24 protein-coding genes are annotated in these 25,209 nt (G+C 63.4%); 18 read left to right on the top strand and 6 right to left on the bottom strand.

What is annotated here, in order from left to right; translation table 11 throughout:
* Positions 1 to 23: 23 nt before the first annotated feature.
* Positions 24 to 881: a ferritin family protein gene (locus ACSFCA_RS17810; RefSeq protein ID WP_093055286.1), complete on the bottom strand. Its 858-nt coding sequence runs from the start codon at positions 879 to 881 to the stop codon at positions 24 to 26.
* Between the two features lie 129 nt (positions 882 to 1,010).
* Here ACSFCA_RS17810 and ACSFCA_RS17815 point away from each other — a divergent pair, with 129 nt between their 5' ends.
* From ACSFCA_RS17815 to ACSFCA_RS17830, 4 genes are all read left to right on the top strand, one after another.
* A complete protein-coding gene (locus ACSFCA_RS17815) occupies positions 1,011 to 1,625 on the top strand; it encodes a glutathione peroxidase (protein ID WP_435460535.1) in 615 nt (204 codons plus the stop codon).
* 293 nt (positions 1,626 to 1,918) lie between these two features.
* On the top strand, positions 1,919 to 3,265 hold the full coding sequence (locus ACSFCA_RS17820) for an NAD(P)/FAD-dependent oxidoreductase (protein WP_435460343.1): 1,347 nt from the start codon (positions 1,919 to 1,921) through the stop codon (positions 3,263 to 3,265).
* Positions 3,262 to 4,062, top strand: a complete 801-nt coding sequence (locus ACSFCA_RS17825) for a DUF1365 domain-containing protein (protein WP_435460342.1) — start codon at positions 3,262 to 3,264, stop codon at positions 4,060 to 4,062. The genes ACSFCA_RS17820 and ACSFCA_RS17825 overlap by 4 nt, the downstream gene beginning before the upstream one ends.
* Entirely contained in the window at positions 4,059 to 5,273 is a 1,215-nt protein-coding gene (locus tag ACSFCA_RS17830; protein WP_435460341.1) for a class I SAM-dependent methyltransferase, read from the top strand. Before ACSFCA_RS17825 ends, ACSFCA_RS17830 begins: the two co-directional genes overlap by 4 nt.
* A gap of 53 nt (positions 5,274 to 5,326) precedes the next feature.
* Here the strand turns inward: ACSFCA_RS17830 and ACSFCA_RS17835 are convergent, their stop codons facing one another.
* Positions 5,327 to 5,938, bottom strand: a complete 612-nt coding sequence (locus tag ACSFCA_RS17835) for a glutathione S-transferase N-terminal domain-containing protein (protein WP_093174417.1) — start codon at positions 5,936 to 5,938, stop codon at positions 5,327 to 5,329.
* Positions 5,939 to 6,068: 130 nt separating this feature from the next.
* On the opposite strand from ACSFCA_RS17835, the gene purB reads away from it, so the two are divergent.
* Together purB and ACSFCA_RS17845 are read left to right on the top strand one after the other, a co-directional pair.
* Entirely contained in the window at positions 6,069 to 7,448 is a 1,380-nt protein-coding gene (gene purB, locus ACSFCA_RS17840; protein WP_093174419.1) for an adenylosuccinate lyase, read from the top strand.
* Complete coding sequence (locus tag ACSFCA_RS17845; protein WP_258352216.1) at positions 7,448 to 8,008, top strand: YaeQ family protein; 561 nt, start codon at positions 7,448 to 7,450, stop codon at positions 8,006 to 8,008. The genes purB and ACSFCA_RS17845 overlap by 1 nt, the downstream gene beginning before the upstream one ends.
* Positions 8,009 to 8,018: 10 nt before the next feature.
* Here ACSFCA_RS17845 and ACSFCA_RS17850 read toward each other — a convergent pair whose 3' ends face one another.
* Together ACSFCA_RS17850 and ACSFCA_RS17855 are read right to left on the bottom strand one after the other, a co-directional pair.
* Positions 8,019 to 8,324, bottom strand: a complete 306-nt coding sequence (locus ACSFCA_RS17850) for a putative signal transducing protein (protein WP_258352215.1) — start codon at positions 8,322 to 8,324, stop codon at positions 8,019 to 8,021.
* Positions 8,325 to 8,326: 2 nt separating this feature from the next.
* A complete protein-coding gene (locus ACSFCA_RS17855; protein WP_093055267.1) occupies positions 8,327 to 8,797 on the bottom strand; it encodes a DUF3717 domain-containing protein in 471 nt (156 codons plus the stop codon).
* A gap of 490 nt (positions 8,798 to 9,287) precedes the next feature.
* On the opposite strand from ACSFCA_RS17855, the gene ACSFCA_RS17860 reads away from it, so the two are divergent.
* From ACSFCA_RS17860 to ACSFCA_RS17870, 3 genes are all read left to right on the top strand, one after another.
* Entirely contained in the window at positions 9,288 to 10,037 is a 750-nt protein-coding gene (locus tag ACSFCA_RS17860; RefSeq protein ID WP_093076270.1) for a TerC family protein, read from the top strand.
* A gap of 77 nt (positions 10,038 to 10,114) precedes the next feature.
* Positions 10,115 to 10,579, top strand: coding sequence for a hypothetical protein (locus ACSFCA_RS17865; RefSeq protein ID WP_093055263.1), 465 nt, complete (start codon positions 10,115 to 10,117; stop codon positions 10,577 to 10,579).
* Between the two features lie 87 nt (positions 10,580 to 10,666).
* A complete protein-coding gene (locus ACSFCA_RS17870) occupies positions 10,667 to 11,020 on the top strand; it encodes a phage holin family protein (protein ID WP_093076271.1) in 354 nt (117 codons plus the stop codon).
* A 24-nt stretch (positions 11,021 to 11,044) separates the two neighbouring features.
* On the opposite strand, the gene ACSFCA_RS17875 is transcribed toward ACSFCA_RS17870, so the two are convergent.
* Positions 11,045 to 12,610: a M48 family metalloprotease gene (locus ACSFCA_RS17875; RefSeq protein ID WP_435460340.1), complete on the bottom strand. Its 1,566-nt coding sequence runs from the start codon at positions 12,608 to 12,610 to the stop codon at positions 11,045 to 11,047.
* A 53-nt stretch (positions 12,611 to 12,663) separates the two neighbouring features.
* On the opposite strand from ACSFCA_RS17875, the gene moaC reads away from it, so the two are divergent.
* A complete protein-coding gene (gene moaC, locus ACSFCA_RS17880; RefSeq protein ID WP_435460339.1) occupies positions 12,664 to 13,146 on the top strand; it encodes a cyclic pyranopterin monophosphate synthase MoaC in 483 nt (160 codons plus the stop codon).
* 8 nt (positions 13,147 to 13,154) lie between these two features.
* On the opposite strand, the gene ACSFCA_RS17885 is transcribed toward moaC, so the two are convergent.
* Complete coding sequence (locus ACSFCA_RS17885; protein WP_435460338.1) at positions 13,155 to 14,843, bottom strand: PglL family O-oligosaccharyltransferase; 1,689 nt, start codon at positions 14,841 to 14,843, stop codon at positions 13,155 to 13,157.
* Between the two features lie 158 nt (positions 14,844 to 15,001).
* Here ACSFCA_RS17885 and ACSFCA_RS17890 point away from each other — a divergent pair, with 158 nt between their 5' ends.
* The 8 genes from ACSFCA_RS17890 (at position 15,002) to ACSFCA_RS17925 (ending at position 25,172) form a co-directional block, all read left to right on the top strand.
* Positions 15,002 to 15,502, top strand: coding sequence for a type IV pilin protein (locus tag ACSFCA_RS17890; RefSeq protein WP_435460337.1), 501 nt, complete (start codon positions 15,002 to 15,004; stop codon positions 15,500 to 15,502).
* The gene (locus tag ACSFCA_RS17895; protein WP_258352209.1) at positions 15,496 to 16,101 is read left to right on the top strand and encodes a prepilin-type N-terminal cleavage/methylation domain-containing protein; all 606 of its coding nucleotides are present in this window, start codon (positions 15,496 to 15,498) and stop codon (positions 16,099 to 16,101) included. The genes ACSFCA_RS17890 and ACSFCA_RS17895 overlap by 7 nt, the downstream gene beginning before the upstream one ends.
* Positions 16,102 to 16,103: 2 nt before the next feature.
* On the top strand, positions 16,104 to 16,511 hold the full coding sequence (locus ACSFCA_RS17900) for a prepilin-type N-terminal cleavage/methylation domain-containing protein (RefSeq protein ID WP_258352208.1): 408 nt from the start codon (positions 16,104 to 16,106) through the stop codon (positions 16,509 to 16,511).
* Positions 16,512 to 16,537: 26 nt separating this feature from the next.
* Complete coding sequence (locus tag ACSFCA_RS17905; RefSeq protein WP_435460336.1) at positions 16,538 to 17,683, top strand: PilW family protein; 1,146 nt, start codon at positions 16,538 to 16,540, stop codon at positions 17,681 to 17,683.
* The gene (locus ACSFCA_RS17910) at positions 17,680 to 18,276 is read left to right on the top strand and encodes a pilus assembly PilX family protein (RefSeq protein ID WP_258352206.1); all 597 of its coding nucleotides are present in this window, start codon (positions 17,680 to 17,682) and stop codon (positions 18,274 to 18,276) included. Before ACSFCA_RS17905 ends, ACSFCA_RS17910 begins: the two co-directional genes overlap by 4 nt.
* 17 nt (positions 18,277 to 18,293) lie before the next feature.
* Positions 18,294 to 22,457: a PilC/PilY family type IV pilus protein gene (locus ACSFCA_RS17915; protein ID WP_258352205.1), complete on the top strand. Its 4,164-nt coding sequence runs from the start codon at positions 18,294 to 18,296 to the stop codon at positions 22,455 to 22,457.
* Positions 22,458 to 22,567: 110 nt separating this feature from the next.
* The gene (locus ACSFCA_RS17920; RefSeq protein WP_435460335.1) at positions 22,568 to 23,269 is read left to right on the top strand and encodes a class I SAM-dependent methyltransferase; all 702 of its coding nucleotides are present in this window, start codon (positions 22,568 to 22,570) and stop codon (positions 23,267 to 23,269) included.
* Positions 23,262 to 25,172 carry a sulfatase-like hydrolase/transferase gene (locus ACSFCA_RS17925; protein ID WP_435460334.1) on the top strand — a complete coding sequence of 637 codons (1,911 nt, stop codon included), beginning with the start codon at positions 23,262 to 23,264 and terminating at the stop codon, positions 25,170 to 25,172. The genes ACSFCA_RS17920 and ACSFCA_RS17925 overlap by 8 nt, the downstream gene beginning before the upstream one ends.
* Positions 25,173 to 25,209: the final 37 nt, after the last annotated feature.

Genomic DNA, 25,209 nt, shown 5'->3' on the forward strand with positions numbered 1-25,209 from the left:
CCCGGCGTGCGGGGCGTTTTTCTTTATGCGCCCTGGTATTCGGGCTTGGGCCCCAGGGTGGCCGCCAACTCTTTACGGTAGCGGTTCAGTTCCTGGACCGTCTTGAAGCTGCGGTTCATCAGCAGGCTCAGGTTGTGCAGGATGCGTTCGCCAACCTTGGTTTCCCAGACGGCATCGAACTTGATCTGCTTGTCGAGCCAGTGCTCGAGCCAGTCCGGATCGGGCATGCGGCTCTGGATGGTGTCGCGCGGGAAGTGCGCCTTGCTGACATGCAGGTTGGTCGGGTGCAGGGCCTGCGCCGTACGCCGCGCGCTGGCCATCAGGACGCCGACCTTGGTGAACGCGGCACGGGCCTCGTCGCCGAACTTTTCCATCGCGCGCTTCATGTATCGCAGGTAGGCGCCACCGTGGCGGGCTTCGTCCTGGCTCAGCGTGGTGTAGATGTGCTTGATGACCGGCTCGGTGTGCCACTGGGCGGCACGGCGGTACCAGTGGTTGAGGCGGATTTCGCCGCAGAAATGCAGCATGAGGGTTTCGAGCGGCGGGGCCGGGTCGAAGTCGAAGCGCACTTCGTGCAGCTCTTCTTCGGTGGGGGCGTGCTTGGGGCTGAAGCGCTTCAGGTACTCCATGAGCACCAGCGAGTGCTTCTGCTCCTCGAAGAACCAGATCGACATGAAAGCGGAAAAATCGCTATCGTGGCGGTTGTCGCGCAGGAACATCTCGGTGGCCGGCAGCGCCGCCCACTCGGTGATGGCATTCATCTTGATGGTTTGCGCCTGCTCTTCCGACAGCAAGGAAGCGTCGAACGACTGCCAGGGAATGTCCTTGTCCATGTCCCAGCGGACGGATTCGAGTTGTCTGAAGAGTTCCGGATAGAGCATCAATGTCTTTCTATGGCCGCCGATTTTAGTCGGCCAGTTTGGCGCGACCATGACAGACGCGCGATGATGCGAATACGTGCGCCGTTGCGGCACGGATGCACACCCCCCTTTTTGACCCAGGAGCCCGCCATGCGAACCCTCTTCCGATTGTCGACGCTCTGGCGCTGCGCCCCCGCGATTTCCCTCGTGGCGAGCCTCTTTTCGACCCTTCCCGCCCACGCCCAGACGGCGTCCGCCGCGCCCGCTCCGACAGAGGCCGCAGGATGCCCGGCGATCCTGCAACACACCTTCCCGCGGCTGCAGGATGAAAAACCCCAATCTTTGTGCCAGTACTCCGGCAAGGTGGTTTTGGTGGTCAATACGGCCAGCTTCTGCGGATTCACTCCGCAATACAAGGGGCTGGAGTCGCTGGACATGAAATACCGCTCGCGCGGGCTCGTGGTGCTGGGCTTCCCGTCCAACGATTTCTCCCAGGAATCGGGCTCCAACAAGGAAATTGCCGACTTCTGCGAAAGCACCTTCGGCGTGAAATTCCCGATGTTCGCCAAGTCTTCTGTGCGCGGCACCGAGGCGAACCCGCTGTTCAAGCAGCTCGCACAGGCCTCCGGCACCACGCCGAAGTGGAACTTCTACAAGTACCTGATCGGGCGCGACGGCAAGGTCGTGCAGGCGTGGTCGAGCATGACGGCGCCCGATGAAAACGGCTTCGTGAACGTCATCGAGAAGCAGCTCGGGCCAAATTGAGACTGAGCAGTTCACAAGAAAACGAATCGGTAATATTATTTACCGATGCGTCTAAATCATCGTGAACTCGGCGTCACAAACGTTTACCAAACGCGCGGGAACCGTGCCGCGGATGTCGCGCTCCTAACTTGCGTGGGCAGTGATTGCCCAGCAGTTTTCATGTTGCGAGGTCTTCCGGGCGCCTGCCGTCTGGTCGAAATCCCGAGGCGATTCTTCTCCTCCTCCCTCCCTCCCTCCTTCGCGTCGGGGCGCCTCGCAGCATTTTTGTCTTCCAGCCGGGTTGGGGTTTCGCGATGACGCGGCCCCCTCGCATCGCCGTCATCGGCGCCGGCATCTCAGGATTGGCCGCAGCGCATTCACTGCGCGACGCGGCCGCCGTCACCCTCTTCGAAGCCAGTGACTACTTCGGTGGTCACGCCCATACGGCAACGATCGAGCTTCCACGCTCCTCCACCGACACCACCCGCGTCGCCCATGGCGTCGACACCGGCTTCCTGGTCTACAACGACCGCACCTACCCGAACCTGATCCGTCTTTTTGCCGAACTCGGCGTCGAGACGGCCGCGTCCGACATGTCGTTCTCGGTCCAGGCCGCGCGCGACAACGGTGGCGGCCGGCTGGAGTGGAGCGGCAACAGCCTCGGCACCGTGTTCGCCCAGCGGCGCAACCTCTTCAACCGCCGCTTCCTGGGAATGCTCGGCGATCTGCTGCGCTTCAACCGCCTGACGACGCGTATCGCCGAGGCCGGCACCGAGGGCGAAATGGCCCAGCCGCTGGGCGAATTCCTCGACGCCCACTGCTTCGGCACGGCGTTTCGCGAGTGGTATTTCCTGCCGATGATGGGCTGCATCTGGAGCTGCTCGACCACGCGGATGCTGAGGTTCCCGGTCGCAACCATGATCCGCTTCTGCCACAACCACGGCCTGATCCAGATCGCCAACCGGCCGCAGTGGCGCACCGTGCGCGGCGGCTCGCGGCACTACGTCGAGAAGATCGCCGCGGGCTTGGCCGACAAGCGCCTGAACACGTCCGTGCGCGGCATCGCCCGCACTGATGCCGGGGTGCTGGTGACCACCGACGCAGGCGTCGAGCGCTTCGACCACGTCGTGCTGGCCACGCACTCCGACCAGTCGCTCGCCATGCTGCGCGACGCGAGCCCCGCCGAGGCTTCGGTGCTGGACGCGATCCGCTACCAGTCGAACCATGCCGTGCTGCACACCGACGCCTCGGTGCTGCCGCAGTGCCGCGCGGCCTGGGCCGCCTGGAACTACGAGCGCGCCGACTACGAACGAGCCGGCGAGCGCGAATCGGGCCGCGTCTGCCTGCACTACCTGCTGAACAAGCTGCAGCCGCTGCCTTGGGAACAACCGGTCGTCGTTTCGTTGAATCCGGTGCGCGAAATCCAGCGTAGTCAGGTCATGGCCGAATACGACTACGACCACCCGGTGCTCGACCTTGCCGCGATCCGAGCGCAGGCCGAGGTTCCCGCCCTGCAAGGCCAGCGCAACACCTGGTTCGCCGGCGCGTGGATGGGCTACGGCTTCCACGAAGACGGCCTGAAAGCCGGCCTGGCCGTGGCCGAGGGCCTGCGCGCGCGGCTGTCCGCAGGCGAAAACGCGACGACGAGGCTTGCGGCATGACACCGACACAGGCCGTGCCGCTGATGGGCTTCGGCGAGGTCCGCCACACACGCCTGCGCCCGGCGCGCAATGCCTTCGTCTATCCGACCTACTTCCTGATGCTGCCGATGCGCACCCTGCGCGCGGGTGGCAGCAAGGCCGTTGCGCTCAACCGCGCGGCCGCCATCTCCTTCCACGACATCGACCACGGCGACGGCCGCCCGCCAGAACAAGGCGGCGCGCTGGCTTGGCTCGACGATCTGCTGGCCGCCCACCAGATCCACGACGCCGGCGGCGAAGCCTGGCTGCACTGCTACCCGCGCGTGTTCGGCTACACCTTCAAGCCGGTGAGCTTCTGGTACTGCCACACGCCCGAAGGCGTGCTGCGGGCCATCGTGGTCGAGGTCAACAACACCTTCGGCGAGCGCCATTGCTACCTGCTGGACCGCCCGGTGTACGGTGCGGAGCTCCAGGCGACCAAGGCCTTCCACGTCTCGCCTTTCTGCCGCGTCGACGGCAGCTACCGCTTTCGCTTCTTCGTCGATGCCGACCGCGCACATACGGTAGTGCGCATCGACCACGATGACACCGACGGCCCGCTGCTGCAGACCAGCGTGAGCGGCGAACTCGGTCCCATGACCGCGGCCAGCGTGCGGCGCGCGCTGTGGCGCTATCCGGCCATGACCTTCGGGCTGATCGCGCGCATCCACTGGCAGGCCGTGAAGCTGTGGGTCAAGCGTGTTCCTCTGGTCGCCAAGCCGGCGCCGCCCACGCACTTCGTTTCACGCGACAACCAGCAGCAGCAGGTGAATCCATGACGTCCACAACAACCGCGTCCCGCTTCTCGCTGCCCCAGGGCGCGCCCGCCGCCGCGCGCACCGTGCTCGGCCTGCTGCAGCGGCTGGCCCATGGTTCGCTGACCGTGCGCCTGCCCGACGACTCGGTGCGGCACTTCGGTGCCACGCCGGGCAGCGGCCCCACGGCCTCACTCACGCTGCGCAACTGGAATGCCTGCAAGGCCGCGCTCAAGTCGGGCGACATCGGCTTTGCCGAGAGCTACATCGCCGGCGACTGGACCACGCCCAACCTGACCGAGCTGATCAAAGTGTTCATCGCCAATCGCCGCGCCATCGAAGACGTGGTGTACGGCAGCTGGCCCGGCCGCCTGCTGTATCGCGTGCGGCACCTCATGAACCGCAACAGCAAGGCGGGCAGCTCGCGCAACATCCACGCGCACTACGACCTGGGCAACGCGTTCTACAAACTCTGGCTCGACGAGACGATGAACTACTCGTCGGCCTGGTTCGAGGACGACCTCTCGAAGCCGATGCTCGAGGCGCAGCGTGCCAAGGTGCGCCGCGCGCTCGAGCTGGCGGCCGTGCAACCCGGCGACCGCGTGCTCGAAATCGGCTGCGGCTGGGGCGCGCTGGCCGAGATGGCGGCGACGGACTTCGGCGCCTCGGTGACAGGCGTGACGCTATCGACCGAGCAGCTCGCCTACGCCCGCGAGCGCACCGCCGGGCTGGCCACCGACCTGCGCCTGCAGGACTACCGCGACATCGCTGACGCGCCCTTTGACGCGGTGTGCTCCATCGAAATGGTGGAAGCCGTGGGCCGCGCGTACTGGCCGACCTACTTCCAGAGCGTGAGCCGGCTGCTCAAGCCGGGCGGCCGCGCCTGCGTGCAGAGCATCGTGATCGACGATTTGCTGTTCGACCGCTACATCGACTCGACCGACTTCATCCAGCAGTACATCTTCCCGGGCGGCTGCCTGCCCTGCCCGCGCGAGTTCCGCCGCGGGGCCGAGGCCGCGGGGCTGGAGGTGGTGGACGAATTCGCCTTCGGTGCCGACTACGCCGAGACGCTGCGCCGCTGGCGCGAGAGCTTCCTCGGGCAGCGCGGCCGCATCCTGCAGCTGGGTTTCGACGAGCGCTTCATGCGCATCTGGGAGTTCTACCTGGCCTACTGCGAGGCCGCGTTCTCGCAGGCGAACATCGACGTGGTGCAGTACACGCTGCGCAAGCGCTGAAGAAGCCGAAAAGAAAAAGGCGCCGTGCGGCGCCTTTCTTCAGGGCTCGTTTCTCAGGGCTTGGTGTCGATGAAGCTGGGCCGCAGCATCAGCTTGTCGAACAGCTTCGCGAGGTTGCCGTGGTCGCCGCGCCAGTCGATTTCGGGGAAGCGCAGGTCCAGCCAGCCCAGCGTGCAGCCCACCGCGATGTCCGACAGGCTCAGGTGGATGCCGCTGCAGAAGGGCTTGTCGCCCAGGCCCTTGGACATGGCGGCGACGCCGTCCTCGACCTTGGTGCGCTGGCGCTCGATCCAGGCTGCGCTGCGCTCGCCGTCGTTGCGGCCGGCCCAGGTGGCTTCCAGGCGCCAGAGCACGCCAGCGTCCATGACGCCATCGGCCAGCGCCTCCCAGGTCTTGACCTCGGCGCGCTCGCGGCCCTGCTGCGGAATCAGCTTGCCGACCGGCGACAGGGTATCCAGGTATTCGACGATCACACGGGAGTCGAACATCGCCTCGCCGCCTTCCATGATCAGGCAGGGAACCTTGCCGAGCGGGTTGGAGTTGGAGATCGTGGTGTCGGCAGCCCAGACGTCTTCGATCACGAACTGGTAATCGAGCCGCTTTTCGGCCAGCACCACGCGCACCTTGCGCACATAAGGGCTGGCGGCGGATCCGATCAGTTTCATGAAGGCTCTCTCCCTAACTTTGAAGACGTTTGTTAATAGTCATTTTAGGTGAACGGGAAAACCAGAGCCCCAAATCGACCCCAATGTGTCGGTACCGCCCCACGGACCGCCGGCCGCCTAAAATTCGGGCATGAGCTTTTCCACCGTTTCCGCCCTTTCCCCCCTTGATGGCCGTTACGCGGCCAAACTCGCGGCGTTGCGTCCGCTGATGAGCGAACAGGGCTATATGCACCGGCGCGTGCAAGTCGAGGTGGCGTGGTTCATTGCGCTGTCCGACTGCGGCTTCGCCGAATTCAAGCCCCTGACGGGCGGCGCCCGCAAGTACCTGCTGGGCCTGGTGTCGCACTTTTCCGAGGCCGACGCGCTGGCCATCAAGGAAATCGAGAAAACCACCAACCACGACGTGAAGGCGGTCGAATACTGGATCAAGTCCAAGTTCGAAGCCCGGCCCGAGCTGCTCGCAGCCGCCGAGTTCGTGCACTTCGCCTGCACCAGCGAGGACATCAACAACACCAGCCACGCCCTGCAGATCCAGGCCGCGCGCGACAAGGTGGTGCTGCCGGCCATCGACGGCCTGATCACCAAGCTGCGCGAAATGGCGCACCAGTTCGCCAACGTGTCGATGCTGTCGCGCACGCACGGCCAGACCGCCAGCCCGACCACGGTCGGCAAGGAAATCGCCAACGTGACGGTGCGCCTGTCGAAGGCCCGCGCGCAGATTGCCTCGGTGCAGCTGCTGGGCAAGATGAACGGCGCGGTCGGCAACTACAACGCCCATCTGGCCGCCTGGCCCGATTTCGACTGGGAGGCCTTCAGCCGCAAGGTCATCGAGACGCCCGCGCCGCTGGGTCTGGGTCTGAGCTTCCAGCCGTACAGCATCCAGATCGAGCCGCACGACTACATGGCCGAGCTGTTCGACGCGGTGGCCCGCGCCAACACGATCCTGATCGACTTCTCGCGCGACATCTGGGGCTACGTGAGCCTGGGCTACTTCAAGCAGCGGCTGAAGAAGGGCGAGATCGGCTCCTCGACGATGCCGCACAAGGTCAACCCGATCGACTTCGAGAACGCCGAAGGCAACCTGGGCCTGGCCAACGCGGTGCTGCGCCACCTGAGCGAGAAGCTGCCCATCAGCCGCTGGCAGCGCGACCTGACCGACAGCACGGTGCTGCGCAACATCGGCGTGGCCTTCGGCTATGCCACGCTGGCCTACGCCAGCCTGGCCACCGGCCTGGGCAAACTCGAACTCAACGAGGAAGCGCTGGCCGAAGACCTCGACGCCTCGTGGGAAGTGCTGGCCGAGCCGATCCAGACCGTGATGCGCCGCTTCGGCGTGCAGGGCGCCTACGAGCAACTGAAGGAAGTGACGCGCGGCAAGACCGTGACGGCCGAGGCGCTGCACGGACTGATCCGCTCGCTGGAGATTCCGGAAGAGGAAAAGGCCCGTCTGCTGGCGATGACGCCGGCCAGCTACGTCGGCAAGGCTGCCGAGCTGGCCAAGCGCATCTGATGGCCCTCAAGTCCACCATCTTCAAGGCCACCCTCGCGGTGGCCGACATCGACCACGGCTACTACGCCGACCATGCGCTGACCCTGGCGCGCCACCCGAGCGAAACCGACGAGCGGATGATGATCCGGCTCGTCGCGCTCGCGCTCAATGCGCACCAGCTGCAGGACATCTGCCAGGGCGACGGCACGCTGGCCTTTGGCGCCGGTTTGTCGAACGTCGACGAGCCCGACGTGTGGCTGCGCGACTTCACGGGCGAGGTCAAGATCTGGATCGAGGTCGGCCAGCCGGAAGACAAGCCCATCATCAAGGCCTGCGGCAAGGCGGATGAGGTGATCGTCTACTGCTTCAACCACGCCGCCGAAATCTGGTGGCGCGGCATCGAGAACAAGCTCACGCGACCGCAGAACCTGAAGGTCTATCGCGTGCCGACGAATGCTTCGCAAGCGCTGGCTGCGCTGGCGCAGCGCAGCATGCAGCTGCAAGCGACCATTCAGGAAAACACGCTGACGCTGGGCGACGGCACGAACAGCATCGACGTCGAACTGCTGCGCTGGAAGTAATGCCGCGCGGCTAGACCGCCGGCATCATCTCGCCGCACTGCCAGCACTGCTCGAAGCCGCCTTCGACCTGCTCGCCGCATACGCACAGCCAACTGCGCTGCGGACGGTGCTGCAGCTCGTGCAGCAGCCTCCTGGCCAGGTCGAACTGGGTCTCGTCGTCGATCCAGATCTCGGGCAGGCACTGGTCGGGTGGCAACTGGCCCATTACCGCGCCGAGGAATTCGCGCTGCACGGTGGCGGCCACGCCCTCTTCGCGCAGCGCGTGCACCCACACGGTCGCGATCGCGAGATTGGGAGCTTGCGCGAGGCGGCGCATTGTCAGGGGGCCCAGTTTTTCTCGTCGTCGGGATCGAGCTCGGGCTCGGCCGCGGACGGCGGCGGTTCCGCCTCGCGCGCCCGTTCTGCATAGCGGTTGAAGCGCCAGGCCGAGTCTTCCATCGTGATGCGGCGCCACGTGGCGCGCTTCTCGACGGGTGTCATGCCGGGCCAGAACTGCACCTCGTCGAAGGTGCGGCCGCAGCCCTTGCATTCGTCGTCGCCCTGGCTGGTGGAGCAGATCGCGATGCAGGGGGTGTCGGGCGTGCTCTCGTACCAGGCCATCCATGCGGCCCAGGCCTTGGGCGGAAAGCCGACCTCGTCGACCTCGTCCTCGTGGTGGAAAACCATGAGCGCGTAGACCTCGGCCAGCGCGCGCAATTCGGGGCCCAGCGTGACCCCGTCGGGCGACGGCGTCTTCTCGCGCCAGTGGTTGATGGCGGCCTCGATGTCGGTGATGTGTATGGCAGCCATGGAACGTGAAAAAGCAGCGGACGGCGATCATAGTCCGGCAATGTCCCGAAACGCCGAAGGGACAAGATTGCTATGAAAAACAGAGCATCACACGCCCTGTTCATCAGCAATTCAAAGGTGTTCTCTTTAAACCCGTGGAAACTTTCGATTGCACCGCCGCGAGCTTCGATGCTCTAATCCGCCCCACGAAGGGGAGTAGCTCCCGACCGCTGTCCACGGCAGCGCGAATCGTCAGGTCGTCAATACGAAGCAAAACACTTCCGGCCTGCCGGGCAACGTGCGCGCACTCGCGCGAGCGCTGTCGAGCGAGACCTTCGATTTGAACCTGTGCAGGTTTGGTCGAAGCGTTCGCAAGCTCCCGGTGTCACCCCCGGACTTCATTCCTCGCTTTCGATCTTCCCGCACGGGATGAATCGAAACGCATCGACATGCGCCTTCCGTCGTCGCCCCTGAAGGGAGAGGCTGGGGCGCGAAGACAAAGAGGAAATCTATGGAAATGTTCATGACCCCGGAGTTCTGGGTCGCGGTCGGTCAGATCATCATGATCGACATCCTGCTGGGCGGCGACAACGCCGTCGTGATTGCGCTGGCCTGCCGAAAGCTGCCGCCGGCCCAACGCACCAAGGGCATTCTTTGGGGCACAGCGGGCGCCATCATCCTGCGCGTCATCCTGATCTTCTTCGCGCTGACGCTGCTCGCCATTCCGTTCCTGAAGCTGGTGGGTGCAATCCTGCTGCTGTGGATCGGCGTCAAGCTGCTGGCCCCTGAACACGACGACGCACACGGCAACATCACCGGCAGCGACAAGCTGTGGGGCGCGGTCAAGACCGTGATCGTGGCCGACCTCGTGATGAGCGTCGACAACGTGATCGCCATTGCCGGTGCCGCGCAAGGCGCGGGCGACGGCCACCAGATGCCGCTCGTGATCTTCGGCCTGCTCGTGAGCATCCCGATCATCGTCTGGGGCAGCCAGCTGGTCATCAAGCTGATGGACCGCTTCCCGATGATCATCACGCTGGGCGGCATGCTGCTCGGCTGGATCGCCGGCACGATGGCCGTGTCCGACCCCGCACTGGCAAACGCCGCCGCCTGGACCTGGGTGCCGAAGGTGCCGCAGACCGACGTGGTCAAGTACGCAGCCGGTATCGCCGGTGCGCTGCTGGTGCTGGCAATCGGCAAGTGGGTGGCTGCGCGCCACGCCCGCAACAAGCCTGAACAACAGGCGGTGACGACCGGCTGAGCCGGTGGTCACTGCTCAACCACGAACTTCCTGTCCAAACCAGTCTCTGTCACTCTAACTACCTGAAGGAGCACGCCATGGAAAAGATCATTCTTTATGTCGACGACGTCACCTACGCCTGCGAGCAGTTCGCCGAACTTGCTCCGGACGCGAGCACCGTCGTGGCGCGCCATTGGGTGCTCGTGGCCTGTGCGCCGCGCATGACGCATCGCATCAGCAAGTGGGTAAGCCACAGCGCGCGCGAGAACTGGCGTGCCAAGTGGTTCAGCAAGGTGCAGGCGCAAATGCTGCCGCTGCTGGAGCGCAATGGCGGCCAGGTGACCCCGGTGCTGGCCAAGGGCCCGCTGACCGAACTGACGGCACAGCTCAAGCGCGAGCATTCGGCCGTTCACGTGGTCGATGCGCGCCGCCCGAAGATCGGCGTCGACCTGGAGCCGGTAACGCCCGACCAGACACCGGCCCATCAATCGGGCTGGGCCTTTCCCGGCGCAGTAATGGGCATGGGCGCGCTGCTGGTGCTGGCGAACGAACTGGCCGAGTAAGGCAGGACGAGTCTCTCTGACGAGCCCCGGTGCGGCAACGCACCGGGGCTCGTTGTTTTGTGGGCCCTGGGGTATCCTGAGCGCCCTATGCGCATCATCATCAAATGGCTGCTCAGCGCCGTGGCGCTGCTGGCGGTTGCCTATCTCTACAGCGGTGTCCAGGTCAACAGCTTCGGCTCCGCGCTGATCGCAGCCGCGGTGATCGGCCTGCTCAACATGGTCGTGCGGCCGGTGCTGGTGGTGCTGACGCTGCCAGTCACCATCGTCACGCTCGGGCTGTTCCTGTTCATCATCAACGCGCTGCTGTTCTGGGCCGCGTCAGGGCTGCTGGGCGGCTTTCACGTCAGCGGCTTCCTGGCCGCGCTGATCGGCTCGCTGCTGTATTCGCTGCTGGGGCTGCTGATCGAATCCGCGCTGGGCGGGCTGCTGTCCAAGCGCTGAATCTGCAGCGGCTGCCGCGCTGCGTCACTTCAGGGGCGGCTCCGCGGCCTGCTCTTTCACCAACGCCTCCACTGTCCGCGCACGGGTGTCGATGATCGACGCCTCGTAGTGGTCGACAACCTTGGACTGACGGATGAGTTCCTGTGCAGCCTTGAAGCGGTCGCGCGCGGCCGGGTAGTCGAGGATCGCCACGTTCGCCTCGGCGTCGGCTCGCACCGCGCGCAGCGTGTCGTTCTGGGCGCCGTAGAGATTGGCGAGTGTGCGCCACGCCGTGGCGTCGCGTGGGTTCGCGGCGACCCAGTCGCGCAGCACGGGAATCATCGGCGCGGGCTGGCGCATCGCCGTGGCGGCTTCGGCGGCGAGCATCATCTCGGGCCGCTCCTTCGACTTGGCGTCGAGCAGCGCAGCTGCCTTGGGGGCCGCGCCTGCGGCGAGTTCGATCTCCGCGCTGAGCCAACGCGCCTGCTTCGCTGCGGCCGGGTCTTCCGCCGTACGTGCGACCAGTCGTTCGACCAGCGTGCGCGCGCTCTTGTAGTCGCGCATTTCCTTGGCTGACAGCGCCGCCGCGTAGAGCGTGCCGGCCTGCTGTGCCGGCGAGCTTTTCGCGAACTCGCCGCTGGAGGCCGATTCGATCCAGAGCCGCAGCACGTCGACGCCCGGACGCGTCAGCACACGGGCTCGCGCGGCGATCATCGCGTGGTCCATCGCCAGCGGAACCGGCGGCGCCGCGTCCATGCGGAACTGGAAGCGCCCCTGCATATCGGAGATGCGCTCGGTGGTCAGCGGGTGGCTGCGCAGGTAGGGGTAAGAGCCGTTGTCGTTGAGGCGCGAGGCGTACTGCAGCTTCTCGAACATCGCGGCCGCACCCTGCGGCGCGAAGCCCGCCTGCGTCATCACGCCGAAGCCGATGCGGTCAGCCTCGCGCTCCATGTCGCGCGAGAAGCTCAGCTGGTTTTGCATGAACAGCGCCTGGCTGCCCATGATCACGGCCTGGCCGGCATCGCCGTTGCGGCTCTTGCCGGCCGCGATCATCCCGAGGATCAGGCCCGCGATCATCAACGGCATCTGCTTGCCCTGCCTGCTCATGATGCGCGAGATGTGGCGCTGCGTGACGTGCGAGAGCTCGTGCCCGAGCACCGTGGCCAACTCGTCGCGGCTGCCCACCACAGCCACCAGGCCGAGGTTGAGCCCCAGGTAGCCGCCGGGCAGCGCGAAGGCGTTGATGTTGCGGTCGCGGCCCAGCAAAACGGTCCAGGCGAAACGCTCGTCGAGTTCGGGCGTGAGCTCGCCGCGCGCGCGGGCGGCCGTCAGCAGGCGCTGCCAGATGTCTTGTACGTAGGCAGCGATCACCGGGTCGTCGATGTAGTCCGTGTCGCGATACAGCTCACGGGCGATCTGGTCGCCGAGGTGGCGCTCCGCGCTGGCGGTCATCTCGCCGCCGTCGCCCATCCCGGGCAGGATCTGCTGCATCTGCGCCAGCGCGGGCACCGGCAACAGCACCTGTGAAGCTATTAAAAAAGTAGCGCACAACGACCGCAAGGCAGGCATCGGCAGGCTTTTCGTGGGGCGATGGAGAGTCAAGCGCGGCATTCCTCGTCTGTGGCTCGGGCTCGTATGATGCATCTTCAAAACGAACGTTCACCATGAGCACTCTCACCCATTTTGACGCCCAGGGCCAGGCCCACATGGTCGACGTGGCCGGCAAGCCCGCAACCCACCGAGTGGCCGTTGCCACGGGCCGCATCGAGATGCAGGCGGCGACGCTGGCGCTGATCGAGTCGGGGACGGCGAAGAAGGGCGACGTGCTGGGCATCGCACGGATCGCGGGGATTCAGGCTGCGAAGAAGACGAGCGATCTGATTCCGCTGTGTCATCCACTGGCGTTGACGCGGGTGGCGGTGGCTTTTGCGCTTGCCGATGCGGGGAACGTGCCGCAGGTGGTCTGCACGGCGACCGTCGAGACCGTCGGGCCGACGGGGGTGGAGATGGAAGCGCTGACGGCGGTGCAGGTGGCGCTATTGACGATCTACGACATGTGCAAGGCGGTGGATCGGGGGATGCGGATTACCGATGTGCATGTGCTGGAGAAGCATGGGGGGAAGTCGGGGAGCTGGGTGACGCCGTAATCGCACTGCTAGGGAGCGGTGCCTTCACTGGCATCCTCTCTCATCCAACGGGCGAAATCCGACGGGAACGCGTCCCTGAAGCGCTCCGCCTGTGCCCTGGCCTCGTCTTCGAGGCCGAGCAATTTAGCGCTTTCGATCAGCTTGACGATGACGCGTGGCTCCGGCGAGAAATGCATGATGCGCCGCGCCAGTTCATGCACCGCGCCGGCATTAGCTCGCGTGACCGTCGTCAGCGTTAGTTCGGCGAATTGCACTTGGTTGGCAAAGAACCGGGAGCTGCGGATTTTCGCCAACGTGTTGTCTTCATATTGCGCGAGTCGCTCCTCGCGAGGCAGGTAGATCTGGCTGATGCGGACGTAGTCCCAGCCTGCATAGCCTGCAATACCCAACAGGGCCGCAGCGGCGAACGGGGCCGCCTTTGCCACGGATCGGGCGCTCCGGCTTGGCCACAGCAGTCCGATGCAAAGTCCGAAGATCAGTTGGAACGGTCCGTACCAGAGTGGATATTCGAGCAGGCTGTGCAGGACGATCGCCCAGAGCATGCCCCAGCCCATGAGCCGAACCGGGTCGCGCTCGTGCCATGGCCGAGCGGAAAGAATCAGCCAGAGAAAGCCGCCGCAAATCAGCACCGCCGCGGGAATACCGAGTTCGACCGCGAGATGCAGCGGCAGGTTATGCGCGTTATCGAGGATCTCGACAAAGCGCCCACCACTGTACGAAGTGCTGTAGTGAGCAAAGGCCAGTTCACCCCAGCCCCAGCCAGTCCAAGGGTGCTCTGCAATCAGCGCCAGCACGTTGCGCCATAGCAGCAGGCGGCTGTGATCGTCGGGCGCGCCGGTCTTCAAGCGCTCGATCATGCTTTCGACCGCACCACCGCCACCACCGGCCAGTCGAGGAAGCACCCAGGCGATCAAGAAGTACAACGGGATCGTCGCCAACAGCCATTTCGGGGCCGGGAGGCAATACGAGGCCGTCGAGCCTACCGGTACGTTTTGCCGCTCTCGCCTTGCGATGAAGGCTGCTATACCAGTGATCGACAGCAGTTGCAGAAGGCCGGTGCGCGAAGTCGACGCTGCGGCGGCGATCAGCAATAGTCCACCCGCTGCCAGGAGACCGCGCCGCGCGCGCGATGCGTCGCTGGTGGCGTAGAGCCACAGGGCGGCACACCAGGCCAGGCTGATCAGCGTAGCAAACTGGTTGCGCTGACGCAGGTTGCCGTAGGCCTGCCCCAGGGCCGGAGACGTGGTCCACGGCACGAGCGGTTCGGCAAGACCGTAGTACTGCAGCAAACCAAGGACCGCGCTGACAAGACCGGCGACAAGCACGCCCTTGGCCAATAGCGAGGAAGCTGCTTGACCGTCGCGCGCCAGTCCGCTGCCGACGCTCGCCGCCGACGCGATTCCTGCGATTGCGAGACAGGCCGGCCCCCATGCAGTCAGCGCGCCCCACCCGGAAAGTGCGACAAGAAAGCCTCCGAGACCCAGCCATCCTCCGACTGCGAGAGCAGGCCAGCCGACGGGGCCCGTCAAAAGAAGCGCCGCGAGGCAAACCCAGGAAACCAGCAACTGCCACACGTTGACGGACGGACCGGCGACCAGGGGGCAGAGAAAAGGCAGTGCGACGAGAACCGTACGGGTGACGTCAAGGGCCTTGGAGGCGGGCAAAACGGAGCTGGCGTGCGCTGCGTAAGACGTCATCCGGTCGATTGTGCCGGGCCGACTTGCCGACGAATGGTCATTGCCGGGAGATGGAAGGTTTTGCAAAAACAAACATCTAGAGACATCCTTTAACAACTCTGTGTAATTGTTTCCCACCCGTTTCCGGCTCTGCCGGGCGGGGCTTAAAGGTGTCTTTGATGAAACAACAAACTGCTCGAAACCGGCTCACCTCCCGTGACCAGTCTCGTGGCTTCACCCTGATCGAAATCATGATCACGGTGGTGATCATTGGCGTGCTCGCAGCGATCGCGATTCCAAGCTATCAGGACTATGTGCGGCGCGGGTACGTGGTGGACGGCACGAATGGGTTGTCCACCATGCGTGCGGACATGGAGAGGTATTTTCAGGACAACCGAACGTACGAGAAGGTGAGCGCCACGGTGCTGCCGCCTTGTCATGCCGATTTGGATGAGAGCAAACGCAAGTTCGGCAACTTCGTGGTCAGTTGCGCCGGAGCGGCCGGTCTCAAGCCCACGCAATTCACGCTCACGGCAACGGGAAGTGGACCGGCCAACGGCGTTATTTACACCATCACCGAACTCAATGTGCGCGCCACGACGGGCATGCCCTCCGCGTGGTCGGGCTGGACAACGTCCTGCACTACTTCCTGGATCGTCAAGAAGGGCCAAGCATGCTGAAAACCAGCTTCTCCCAGCGTCATCGCAGGGGGTTCACGCTGGTCGAAATGATCGTCGTGGTGGCAATCATGGGGCTGCTCGCGGCGCTCGCTGCGCCGTCGATGCTCGGCTGGGTACGCAACAACAAGATTCGCACGGTCAGCGATTCGCTGCAGAACGGCTTGCGGCAGGCTCAGGCAGAGGCCACCCGCCGCAGCCGGCAAGTGGTGTTCTCGCTCACGGACGACAAGCCAACAACCACCAGCTATACAGCCAAGGCCTCAGGCAGCAACTGGGCCATCAGCACGGTGGTCCCGACCGACTCCGATGCAACAGCGGCATTTGTCGAAGCGGGCATCCTGCGCGATGTCGGCTCCAGCGTGGCGATTTCCGGCCCCATCTCCATCTGCTTCAGCTCGATCGGCCGCATCGTGGCAAACGACACGCCGGGCCCCACCAGCGCGAAGTGCACAGCCGCAGCCGTCCAGTACGACATCTCGATGAGCGACAGCAAGACGGGTGACCGCCCGCTGCGCGTCCTCGTCTCGCTGGGTGGGCAAGTCCGCATGTGCGACCCGGCGAGAACCCTTTCAGCCACACAGCCCGACGGCTGCCCCTAGCGATGAAACACCCACGCGAAACAACTCGCCGCCGCCGCAGCCAGGCCGGCATCGCACTGCTTGAAGTTCTGGTGTCAGTACTGCTCTTTTCCCTGGGCTTGCTGGGCCTGATTGGCCTGCAGGCACGCGCCGTCAGCTTCTCGGTGGATGCCGAAGACCGCAACCGCGCGGCGCTGCTCGCCAATGAAGTGGTGGCGCTGATGTGGCTCAACCAATCATCCACGGTGCCGGCCGCGGCGCTGGATGCCTGGAAGCTGCGTGTCGCCACGCCGACGACCGGTGGTTTGCCCAATGGCGTCGGCAAGGTCGACGTCGCCGGCACAGGCAAGGCGGCCGACGTGACTATCACCTGGCAAGCCCCGTCGCGCAGCACGGGCAGCCAACTCACGACACATGTGGAGCTGCCTTGATAAGTATTCAGCAACCCAGGCGCGCGATGCGCGAACGCGGCCTCACCTTGATCGAGCTTCTGGTTGCCATGGTCATCGCATTGGTGGTGACGCTGGCAGTCACAAGCGCCGTGATCTTCGGCGAGTCGACCAAGCGCACGACCACGTCCGTCAACGACATCAATCAATCGGGCTCCTACGCCGCCTACCTGCTGGACCGCGCAGGTCGCAGCGCCGGCTCCGGCTTTACCCAGTCGTGGGACCTGGGCGTATTCGGATGCAAGCTGCAGGCCAAGCGCAGCAACACAGCGATCCTGCCGCGCACCACGGTTTTCCCGGTGCCGTTCGAGAAATTCCTCGGCAACGCTACCGGTGTCGCAGATCTGCGCGTCGCACCGCTGCTGATCGGCAAGGGGCAGTCGTCGGACGGCAAGTCCGACGTGCTGATGGTGATGGGTGGAAATGCCGCATCCGGCGATGTTCCGCGCCCGATCATCTCGGCAGGTGCAAGCGACAACATTGTTCGACTGGACAACACAGTGCAGTTGAAGAAGAACGACATCGCGCTGGTCAGCCAGGTCGGCACCACGGACTGTCTGCTCGAGCAGGTCGACTCCTCCTTTGTGGACAGCGCGAACAACGAACTCGCGACGCTCAACGGCACCTACTACACCGCAGGCGTCGGCACGACGCTGGCCTCGCTGGCGGCCAGCGGCAGCGCTTACTTCACGCCGCTGGGCAACGGTGCGGCCAACAACGTGCAGTTTCAGCTCTTCAGCATCGGTGCAAACAACACGCTGGTCAGCTACGACCTGCTGCGCAGCGACGGCACCGACGCCCCACAGACCCTGGCCGACGGCGTCATGGAGATGCATGCGCTCTATGGCCTGGACACCAATACGGACGGCATCATCGACACGTGGAAGGCACCTGATGCCACGGGCTTCGACATCAGCACCATGATGAAGGACGGGAAGCTCAGCAGGCAGGTGGTCGCCGTGCGCGTGGGACTGATCCTGCGTAGCGCGACCCTCGAGCGCGACCTCGTCTCGCAGACCATTCCGGAAATGTTCAGCGACACGGGCCTCAAACGCGACGCCGTCACTCTCACGAACGACGACCGTCGCTACCGTTATCGCGTCGTCGAATTCACCATCCCGTTGCGCAACATCCTGTTGCTGCCCAAATCATGATTACTTCCTTGCACCGGCAGCGCCGGGAGCGCGGCGTTGTGCTGCTCATCTGCCTGATCGTTCTTGTCATCCTGCTCGCGGGCGGCGTGGCGGTGATGCGCTCGATGAACACATCACTTTCCGGTGCCGGCAACCTTGCCTTCAAGCGCGACCTCGTCAACCAGGGCGAGCAAGCGGGGGTCAAGGCCTTGGCGCTGTTCAGCACTGGCGCCCTGTCTGCCGTGGGCGCCGACTACAACGACGCGAAGGCGTCGAACTACAGCGCGGTCAGGCTCGACTCCAACGACCGCGGCATTCCGCTCGCGCTTCTGAAGGACGATCTCTACAACGCCAAGGCATCCGACACCATCGAACGGACCGCAGATTTCGTGAAGATCCGCTACCTCATCGACCGCCTGTGCAACACCTCCGGCGCCGCAAGCAAGAGCACCTGCGTCTACGCCCCCGCCACCACCGACGTGCGCGGCGGCAGCGTCCAGGAATCGGGACGCCCGCCGCCGCCCAAGGCGCTGGTCTACCGACTGAGCGTGCGCGTGGACGGCCCTCGCGACACGCAGGTCTTCCTGCAGTCCTCCTTCACGAAGCCCGAATAACGCATCGCGGAAGAACCATGAACAAGATTTCCATCCTTGCCGCGCGTCTCGCCGGCACCGCAGCGCTGGCCGGCGCATTCCTCGGCATGCCTGGGTTGGCTGGCGCTGCCAGTCTGGCGGACCAGCCGGTCTTCGCCACGTCCAACGTGCCCGGCAACCTGGCGCTGACGCTGTCTGTGGAATGGCCGACGGCCTCCCGCACCGCGCACACCGCCGCCTACTCCAGCGCCAGCACATTCCTGGGTTACTTCGACCCGGCCAAGTGCTACAGCTATGTGGTAGACACCACCGCCAACGAAACCAACACCGGCGACAAGAGCTTCTTCGATCCGACGGCCGTGGGCACCAACCGCAAGTGTGACGGCACGAAGTGGAGCGGCAACTTCCTGAACTGGGCGGCCACGGCGACCATCGACCCGTTCCGCTGGGCAATGACCGGCGGCAGACGCGTGGTGGACACAGCCACCGACACCATCCTGGAGAAGGGCTATCACGCGGGGCAAGGCCTGTTCGACGACCGCACCCTTCCCACCACCGAGATCGCGGGCGCCACACCGTTCAGCAACGCCACCAGCCTCGGCATTTCGGTCAATGGCCGCAAGTATGCGATGCGCATCACCGCATCCGGTGCGTCGTTGAAAGGCGAGTACTACAACGCCGCCAACAAGACTCTTACAGGCACCCCCACTGTCACGGTGAATCAGGACACCGTGGACCACGACTGGGGCAACGGCGCGCCCGTGACGGGCATTGGCGCGGACAATTTCGCCGCGCGCTTCACGGGCACCTTCGTGGCGCCTTCCACCGGCACCTACACCTTCCGGGTGCGGGCGGACGACGGCGTGCGCCTGTGGATTTCCGGCGTGCAGTTGATCAACAAGTGGATCGACCAAGGAGCGACCAGCTATGACGCCACAGTCCTGCTCACTGCCGGGCAAAGCTTCGACGTGAAGATCGAGTACTACGAGAACGGCGGCGGTGCGGTGATGCAGTTCCTGTGGAAGAAGCCCACGGACAATGGCTTCAGCACCTTCACCAGCGACATCGGTGCCGCGGTCACCAACGACTACACAATGCGCAACAGGGTATGCAACCCCAACGCACCTGGCGGCGTGGAGAGCAACTGCAAACAGTATGGGAACAACTGGAAGCCCGAGGGCCTGATCCAGCAGTACGCGCGCCGCATGCGCTTCAGCGCCTTCGGCTATCTGAACGAGGACGGCAACGGCCGTGACGGCGGCGTGATGCGCGCACGCCAGAAGTTCGTGGGGCCGCTGCAACCGGTGCCCGGCCTGCCCGACACCAGCAACGCATCGAAGGAATGGGATGAGAACACCGGCGTGTTCGTTCGCAACCCCAACCCGGCCGACGCCACCGCCACCTCGGCCAACGGCGTGACCATTGCCGACAGCGGCGTGATCAACTACCTCAACAAGTTCGGCCAGATCATTCCCGGTAACTACAAGTCGAACGACCCGGTCAGCGAGCTCTACTACGCGGCGCTGCGCTACTACCGCAACCTGGGCAACGTGCCGGAGTGGAGCAACCTCAACACCACCGACACCAACACGACGGCGAAACGCCTCGACGGCTTTCCGGTCATCACCAATTGGGACGACCCGATCCAGTATTCGTGCCAGCGCAACTTCGTTCTGGGCATCGGCGACATCTACACCCACGCCGACAAGAACGTGCCCGGCAATACGAACAACGCGAACGAACCCGCGATGCCTGCAAAGGTCACGGCCGACACGACCGTCGATGCGGTGGTAGCCACCAACAAGGTCGGCCAGCTGCAAGGCATGGGCGACGACCTCGGCACGCGTACCAATATTTCGAACGGCTGCTGCAGCAATAACTCGGCGCGCATGGCCGGGCTTGCCTACGACGCGAACACCAAGGACATCCGGCCTGACGACGCGACCAAGTCAAACACCGTCGGCAAGCAGACAGTGCAAACCTACTGGGTCGACGTGCTCGAGCAGGCTTTCCAGGCGAACAACCAGTTCTACCTGGCGGCGAAGTTCGGGGGACTCAAGATACCCACGAGCATGCAGAGCACTTTCAACCCATACACCTTCAACGACACCATTCCGCAAGCCTGGTGGGCAACAAGCGGCGACATGCTCACGGATACCCGAAACGGCGGCACCACGCAGCCGCGGCCCGACAACTACTTCACCGCGGGCCGACCCGACTCGATGGTGGATGGTCTGACGAAGGCATTCGCGAGCATTGCCAACGCCATCAAGTCGTTTACCACTTCGTTCTCGCTGTCCAGCCCGCAGGTGTCGTCTTCCGGTGCGGCGTCCTATGCATCGCAATATGACTCGAACGGATGGACCGGCGTGCTTTCCGGCAGCCAGCTCACTTTCCCGGCCGGCGTGCCGACTCTCACGGAGATGTGGAACACCTCCACCACGTTGGAAAACCAACTTGCCGGCGCCGGCTGGGATACCGCACGTCGGGTGCTCACCTGGAACGGTACTGCTGGCGTGCCCTTCCGCAAGGCAAACCTGACCTCGGCCCAATCCACCGCACTCGATACGCCGTGGGTGACAGGCGACGACAGCGGCGACTTTCTCAACTATCTGCGTGGCGACCGAAGCAAGGAGAAGACGACCACCGACGACACCAAACCTTACCGCCGCCGCGCATTGCTGCTCGGGGACATCGTGAATGCGAAGGTCACACCCGTAGGACCACCCTCGGGCCAGTTCTCGAACACGGTCAACCCCGGCTATGCGAAGTTCAAGACGGACTACGCCTCCCGACCGACCATCGTCTACGCAGGCGCCAACGACGGCATGATGCACGCATTCAACGGCGCATTGACCGGAACCACCGCCGGCCAGGAGCTGTTCGCGTACGTGCCGAGCATGCTGTTCTCGGGCCCCAGCAGCCCCGCCACGCCGGCGCTCAACGGCTTGGGACAGCTCGGCAACCCGGACTACGAACACCGTTACTACGTTGACGCGTCTCCGAAGACCTTCGACATCGACTTCAATACCGCGGGCGGCGTCTTCACCACCACGACCACCGGCAACAACTCGGACTGGCACACCGTGCTGATCGGCGGTCTTGGCAAGGGTGGCAAGGGCTTCTATGCCATCGATGTCACCGACCCCACAAGCATGACCAGCGAGGACAACATCAAGGGCAAGGTGCTCTGGGAGTTCTCCAGCGCGACCACGGGTGTCGGCAATACCTTGGGCTACAGCTTCGGTACGCCAGTGGTTCTGAAGACCAAGAAGTACGGCTGGGTCGTGGTCCTCACTTCGGGCTACAACAACACCGATGGCTACGGCTATGTGTATTTTGTGAACCCGAAGACTGGCGCGCTGCTCGAGAAGGTGCAAACGGGCAATGCGTCGGCGGGCCTGACGCAGCTGACCGCCTACATCACCGACTTCACGGACGGTACCGCCGACGCACTCTACGCGGGCGACCTGAACGGGCAGCTCTGGCGCTTTGACGTGACGGCGGCGAAGGGCAGCAGCGGTTCCTACCCTGCACCATTGAAGCTGGCGACCCTGGCGGATGCCAGCGGTACGGCCCAACCGATCACGACGCAGCCTCTGATTGAAATCGATCCCAAGAGCAAGAAGCGCTATGTGCTGTTCGGCACAGGTCAACTGCTCGACACAGTGGACATCAATTCGACGGCGGGTCAGTCGTTCTACGCGATCATCGATGGCACTGCGACGGGTTTCGGCAGCGGAGGCACCTACCCGATCACACGCAGCAACCTGGGTGCGCTCACCGAGGCCAACCTGACAGGTACCACCGCGTTCAACCTAGGAACGCAGTTGGGCTGGTATCTCGACCTGGGCAAGGACGCGACTTCGGGGATTACCTGGCGCGTGACGCTGGGGCCGACGTCGTTCAACGGGGTCGTGGTGTTTTCCAGCCTGCTGACCACCGGCGATGCTTGCAGCCCCTCGGGTCAGAGCCGCATCTATGCGGTGAACTACGGGTCCGGCACGACCGCGCTGACCACAGGGGCCGCGTATGTCGGCTACAGCAGTGCGATCACGGACATTCAAATCATCAACAACAACGGCCGGATGCAGGGCATCGCGGGCAATGTGAAGGGTGAAGTGAACCAGCCGCCGATTGACTTCGGCAAGGGGACGGGGCTGCGGTTGTTGAATTGGCGGGAAGTGCCGACGATTGATTGAGACCGCAATGAGTGAGGCGTGCTTCTCCGCTCCCGTTCATTCACACGCACCTCAGCGCAAGTAGTCGCAGACCCTTCGTAAAATTCAGAATATTTGCACGTAAGGCACACATGCTCAACTCTCGACAAGACATCGCGCCAATCGACAAGAGAACGATCGCTCAAGGTTTGTCGTCCTCCGAATTGAATGAATCCAGCACGTTGTCGCGAGCGCAGGTCGAACGCAGTTACCGGCGTTATGCGCCTGTGTATGACCTCCTCTTCGGTGCGTCGTTGGGCCCCGGGCGAGTCGCGATGACCCGGCTTGTACAAACGCTCGCTCCCGAACACATCCTGGAAGTGGGCGTGGGCACCGGGCTTACTCTCTCTCAATATCCTGCTAGTTCACGAATTACTGGCGTCGATGTTTCTCAGGAGATGCTCGCGACGGCCCGCCAGAGAGTGCGCTCAGATGATGCAGACCGGATCGATCTGCGCGCGATGGATGCAGAAGCCATGGACTTCGCTGACGACACGTTTGATTGCGTGACCCTTCCCTATGTCCTTTCTGTAACGCCGAATCCCGATAAGCTTGTACGAGAGGTGCGGCGAGTTTGCCGACCCGATGGGCACATCCTGATCGTCAATCACTTCAGCGGTCAGGCCCCATGGCGGCTTCTGGAATCGCTCGCGCGGCCACTTTCGAGTTGGCTGGGGTTTCGCTCCGAGTTCAGTCTTGAGCGCCATGTCCTCAGTCATGATTGGAACGTACTGTCCGTAACACCGACAAATCTACTTGCACTCTCTCGCTTGATTCACATCAGGAATGCTTAAGCAGCACCAGAGTTGGTCAGTCGTCTTTCGCCGACTAGGAGTTACGTTCTGCGTTTTCGCGCTGCTGCCAAGTGCTTTTCTTGCCGGCTACATCTGGATTTTCGGCGCACCTGAATCATCCATAAGTCCTCATCTTTGCGTCGTCGCAAGCCTACTTGCCGCTTTGGCCGGACTCCGGCTCAGCATAAGCTTGTTGCCTATCGCACAAGGTGCGCGTGCGGCAATTTCTTCGCTGCTCATAGCCAGCACAGGTCTGGCAATGGTCTTGTTCTACGGCCTGGTGTTTGTCGGATTGAAGCACTGGAAGCGTGTGACGACCTTCGATATGGCAAGCAGCTATGCGCTGCAAACGCCCGACCTGCTGCGAGCTCTGGGCTATTCCCCGCTACTTGCAACTGCAGTTTGCATTTCTCTCTTCGCTTTTGCCTGGTACGCCGCCTACGCTTTTCTAAGAAGAGGTGACTGGGTCGCCTCCTTCAATCGAAACATCTCGCGCGGCGTAGTTGGTGTGGTGGCAATCGGCCTTCTCGCCATATCCACAGTCTCTGCGATGGCACTACCCGATCGCGACTGGGGAGGGGCCGGAGAGCCTTTGAGCTTGAGCCTGTTCCCTTTGCAAGGCCAACGAACCATGCAGAGTCACGCGATCGAAGTCTTCCACTCTGCGCAAATTGATCGAGACGAAGATGCCGTGCGCTCGGTGTATCGCCCAAATGAAAAGGCTCGACATAGCAACGTCATCGTGATCGTCTCGGATGCACTACGTGCGGATCACTTGTCCTTGTTTGGCTACCCTCGAAAAACGAGTCCCAATCTAGAGGCACTGAATCAAGCTGGGCGCATACGACTCGCAACATCTGCGATCACCGTGTGCAATGAATCCTCATGCGGCCTGCGCGCCCTCGCGAGTTCGCACTATGTCGACCGGCAAGCAGCCCACCCGATCACGCTTCATGAAGTTCTGAAGGAGCACGGCTATCGAGTTCATTTGATTTTTTCCGGCGACCACACCAATTTCGACGGCTTGAGCGGTATCTACGGCAAGGTGGATAGCTATTTTGATGGTGCCTCTCAGTCAAAGTTTTATCTCAACGACGATCGATTGGTCACTGATCGCCTCCAAGACTTCGGTCCTTGGGATGGAAAGCCGACGATGTTTCAATTTCATCTAATGTCGTCACATGCACTCGGCAAGCGCTTTGACGATACGCCGAAGTTCGGGCCTGGCGAAAATTACACCGCGGTTCGCTGGGGCTCTGGAGACGCACAGATGCCACAGCGCGCCACGAACTTCTACGACAGAGGCATCCTGCAAGCTGATCGTGTGATTGGCGACATCCTCAAGATGCTGGAGGCGCGAGGGTACTTGCGCGATGCCCTTGTCCTTATTACCGGCGATCATGGTGAGTCGCTCGGCGAGCGGGGCCTTTACAGTCACACGCACAGCGTATGGGAGGAATCGCTTCGCGTGCCGCTTGTACTTCTCTCGTACGGTACAGCCAACGCAGACGGGTTAAGACCTGATCCAGTGATCTCACAAGTCGATATCGCACCCACGCTGCTGGGGCTTCTTGATATGCCCACCCCTCGATCTTGGGACGGCGTCCCCCTGCAAAATTCGACTCAGGCCCGGATCGTCTACTTTCAACAAGCTCAACTAATAGGACTGGTCGATGGGCGCACGCCAGGGAAGCTCTATAAGCATTGGAGTGATGTCAATGCAAACAAGCAATTTACATTCGATTTGCTGTCTGATCCTCACGAAACCAAGGATGTGACCCCTGAGGTCAAGCAACCGTTGCGAGAGGAGTGGCAGCAGCTCTTGACAAACCGTTCCGCTGCCCTAGCCCCAGCAGTCAGGGAGCGCCTTGAACGCCAATTCAGGCATGGGCCCGTTCACTAAATAATCGAATTGAGTATGGCGCTGCTGGGCACCGCTC

The sequence above is a fragment of the Variovorax multivorans genome (genome assembly GCF_051216835.1).
In the GTDB taxonomy this organism is placed as follows: domain Bacteria; phylum Pseudomonadota; class Gammaproteobacteria; order Burkholderiales; family Burkholderiaceae_C; genus Variovorax.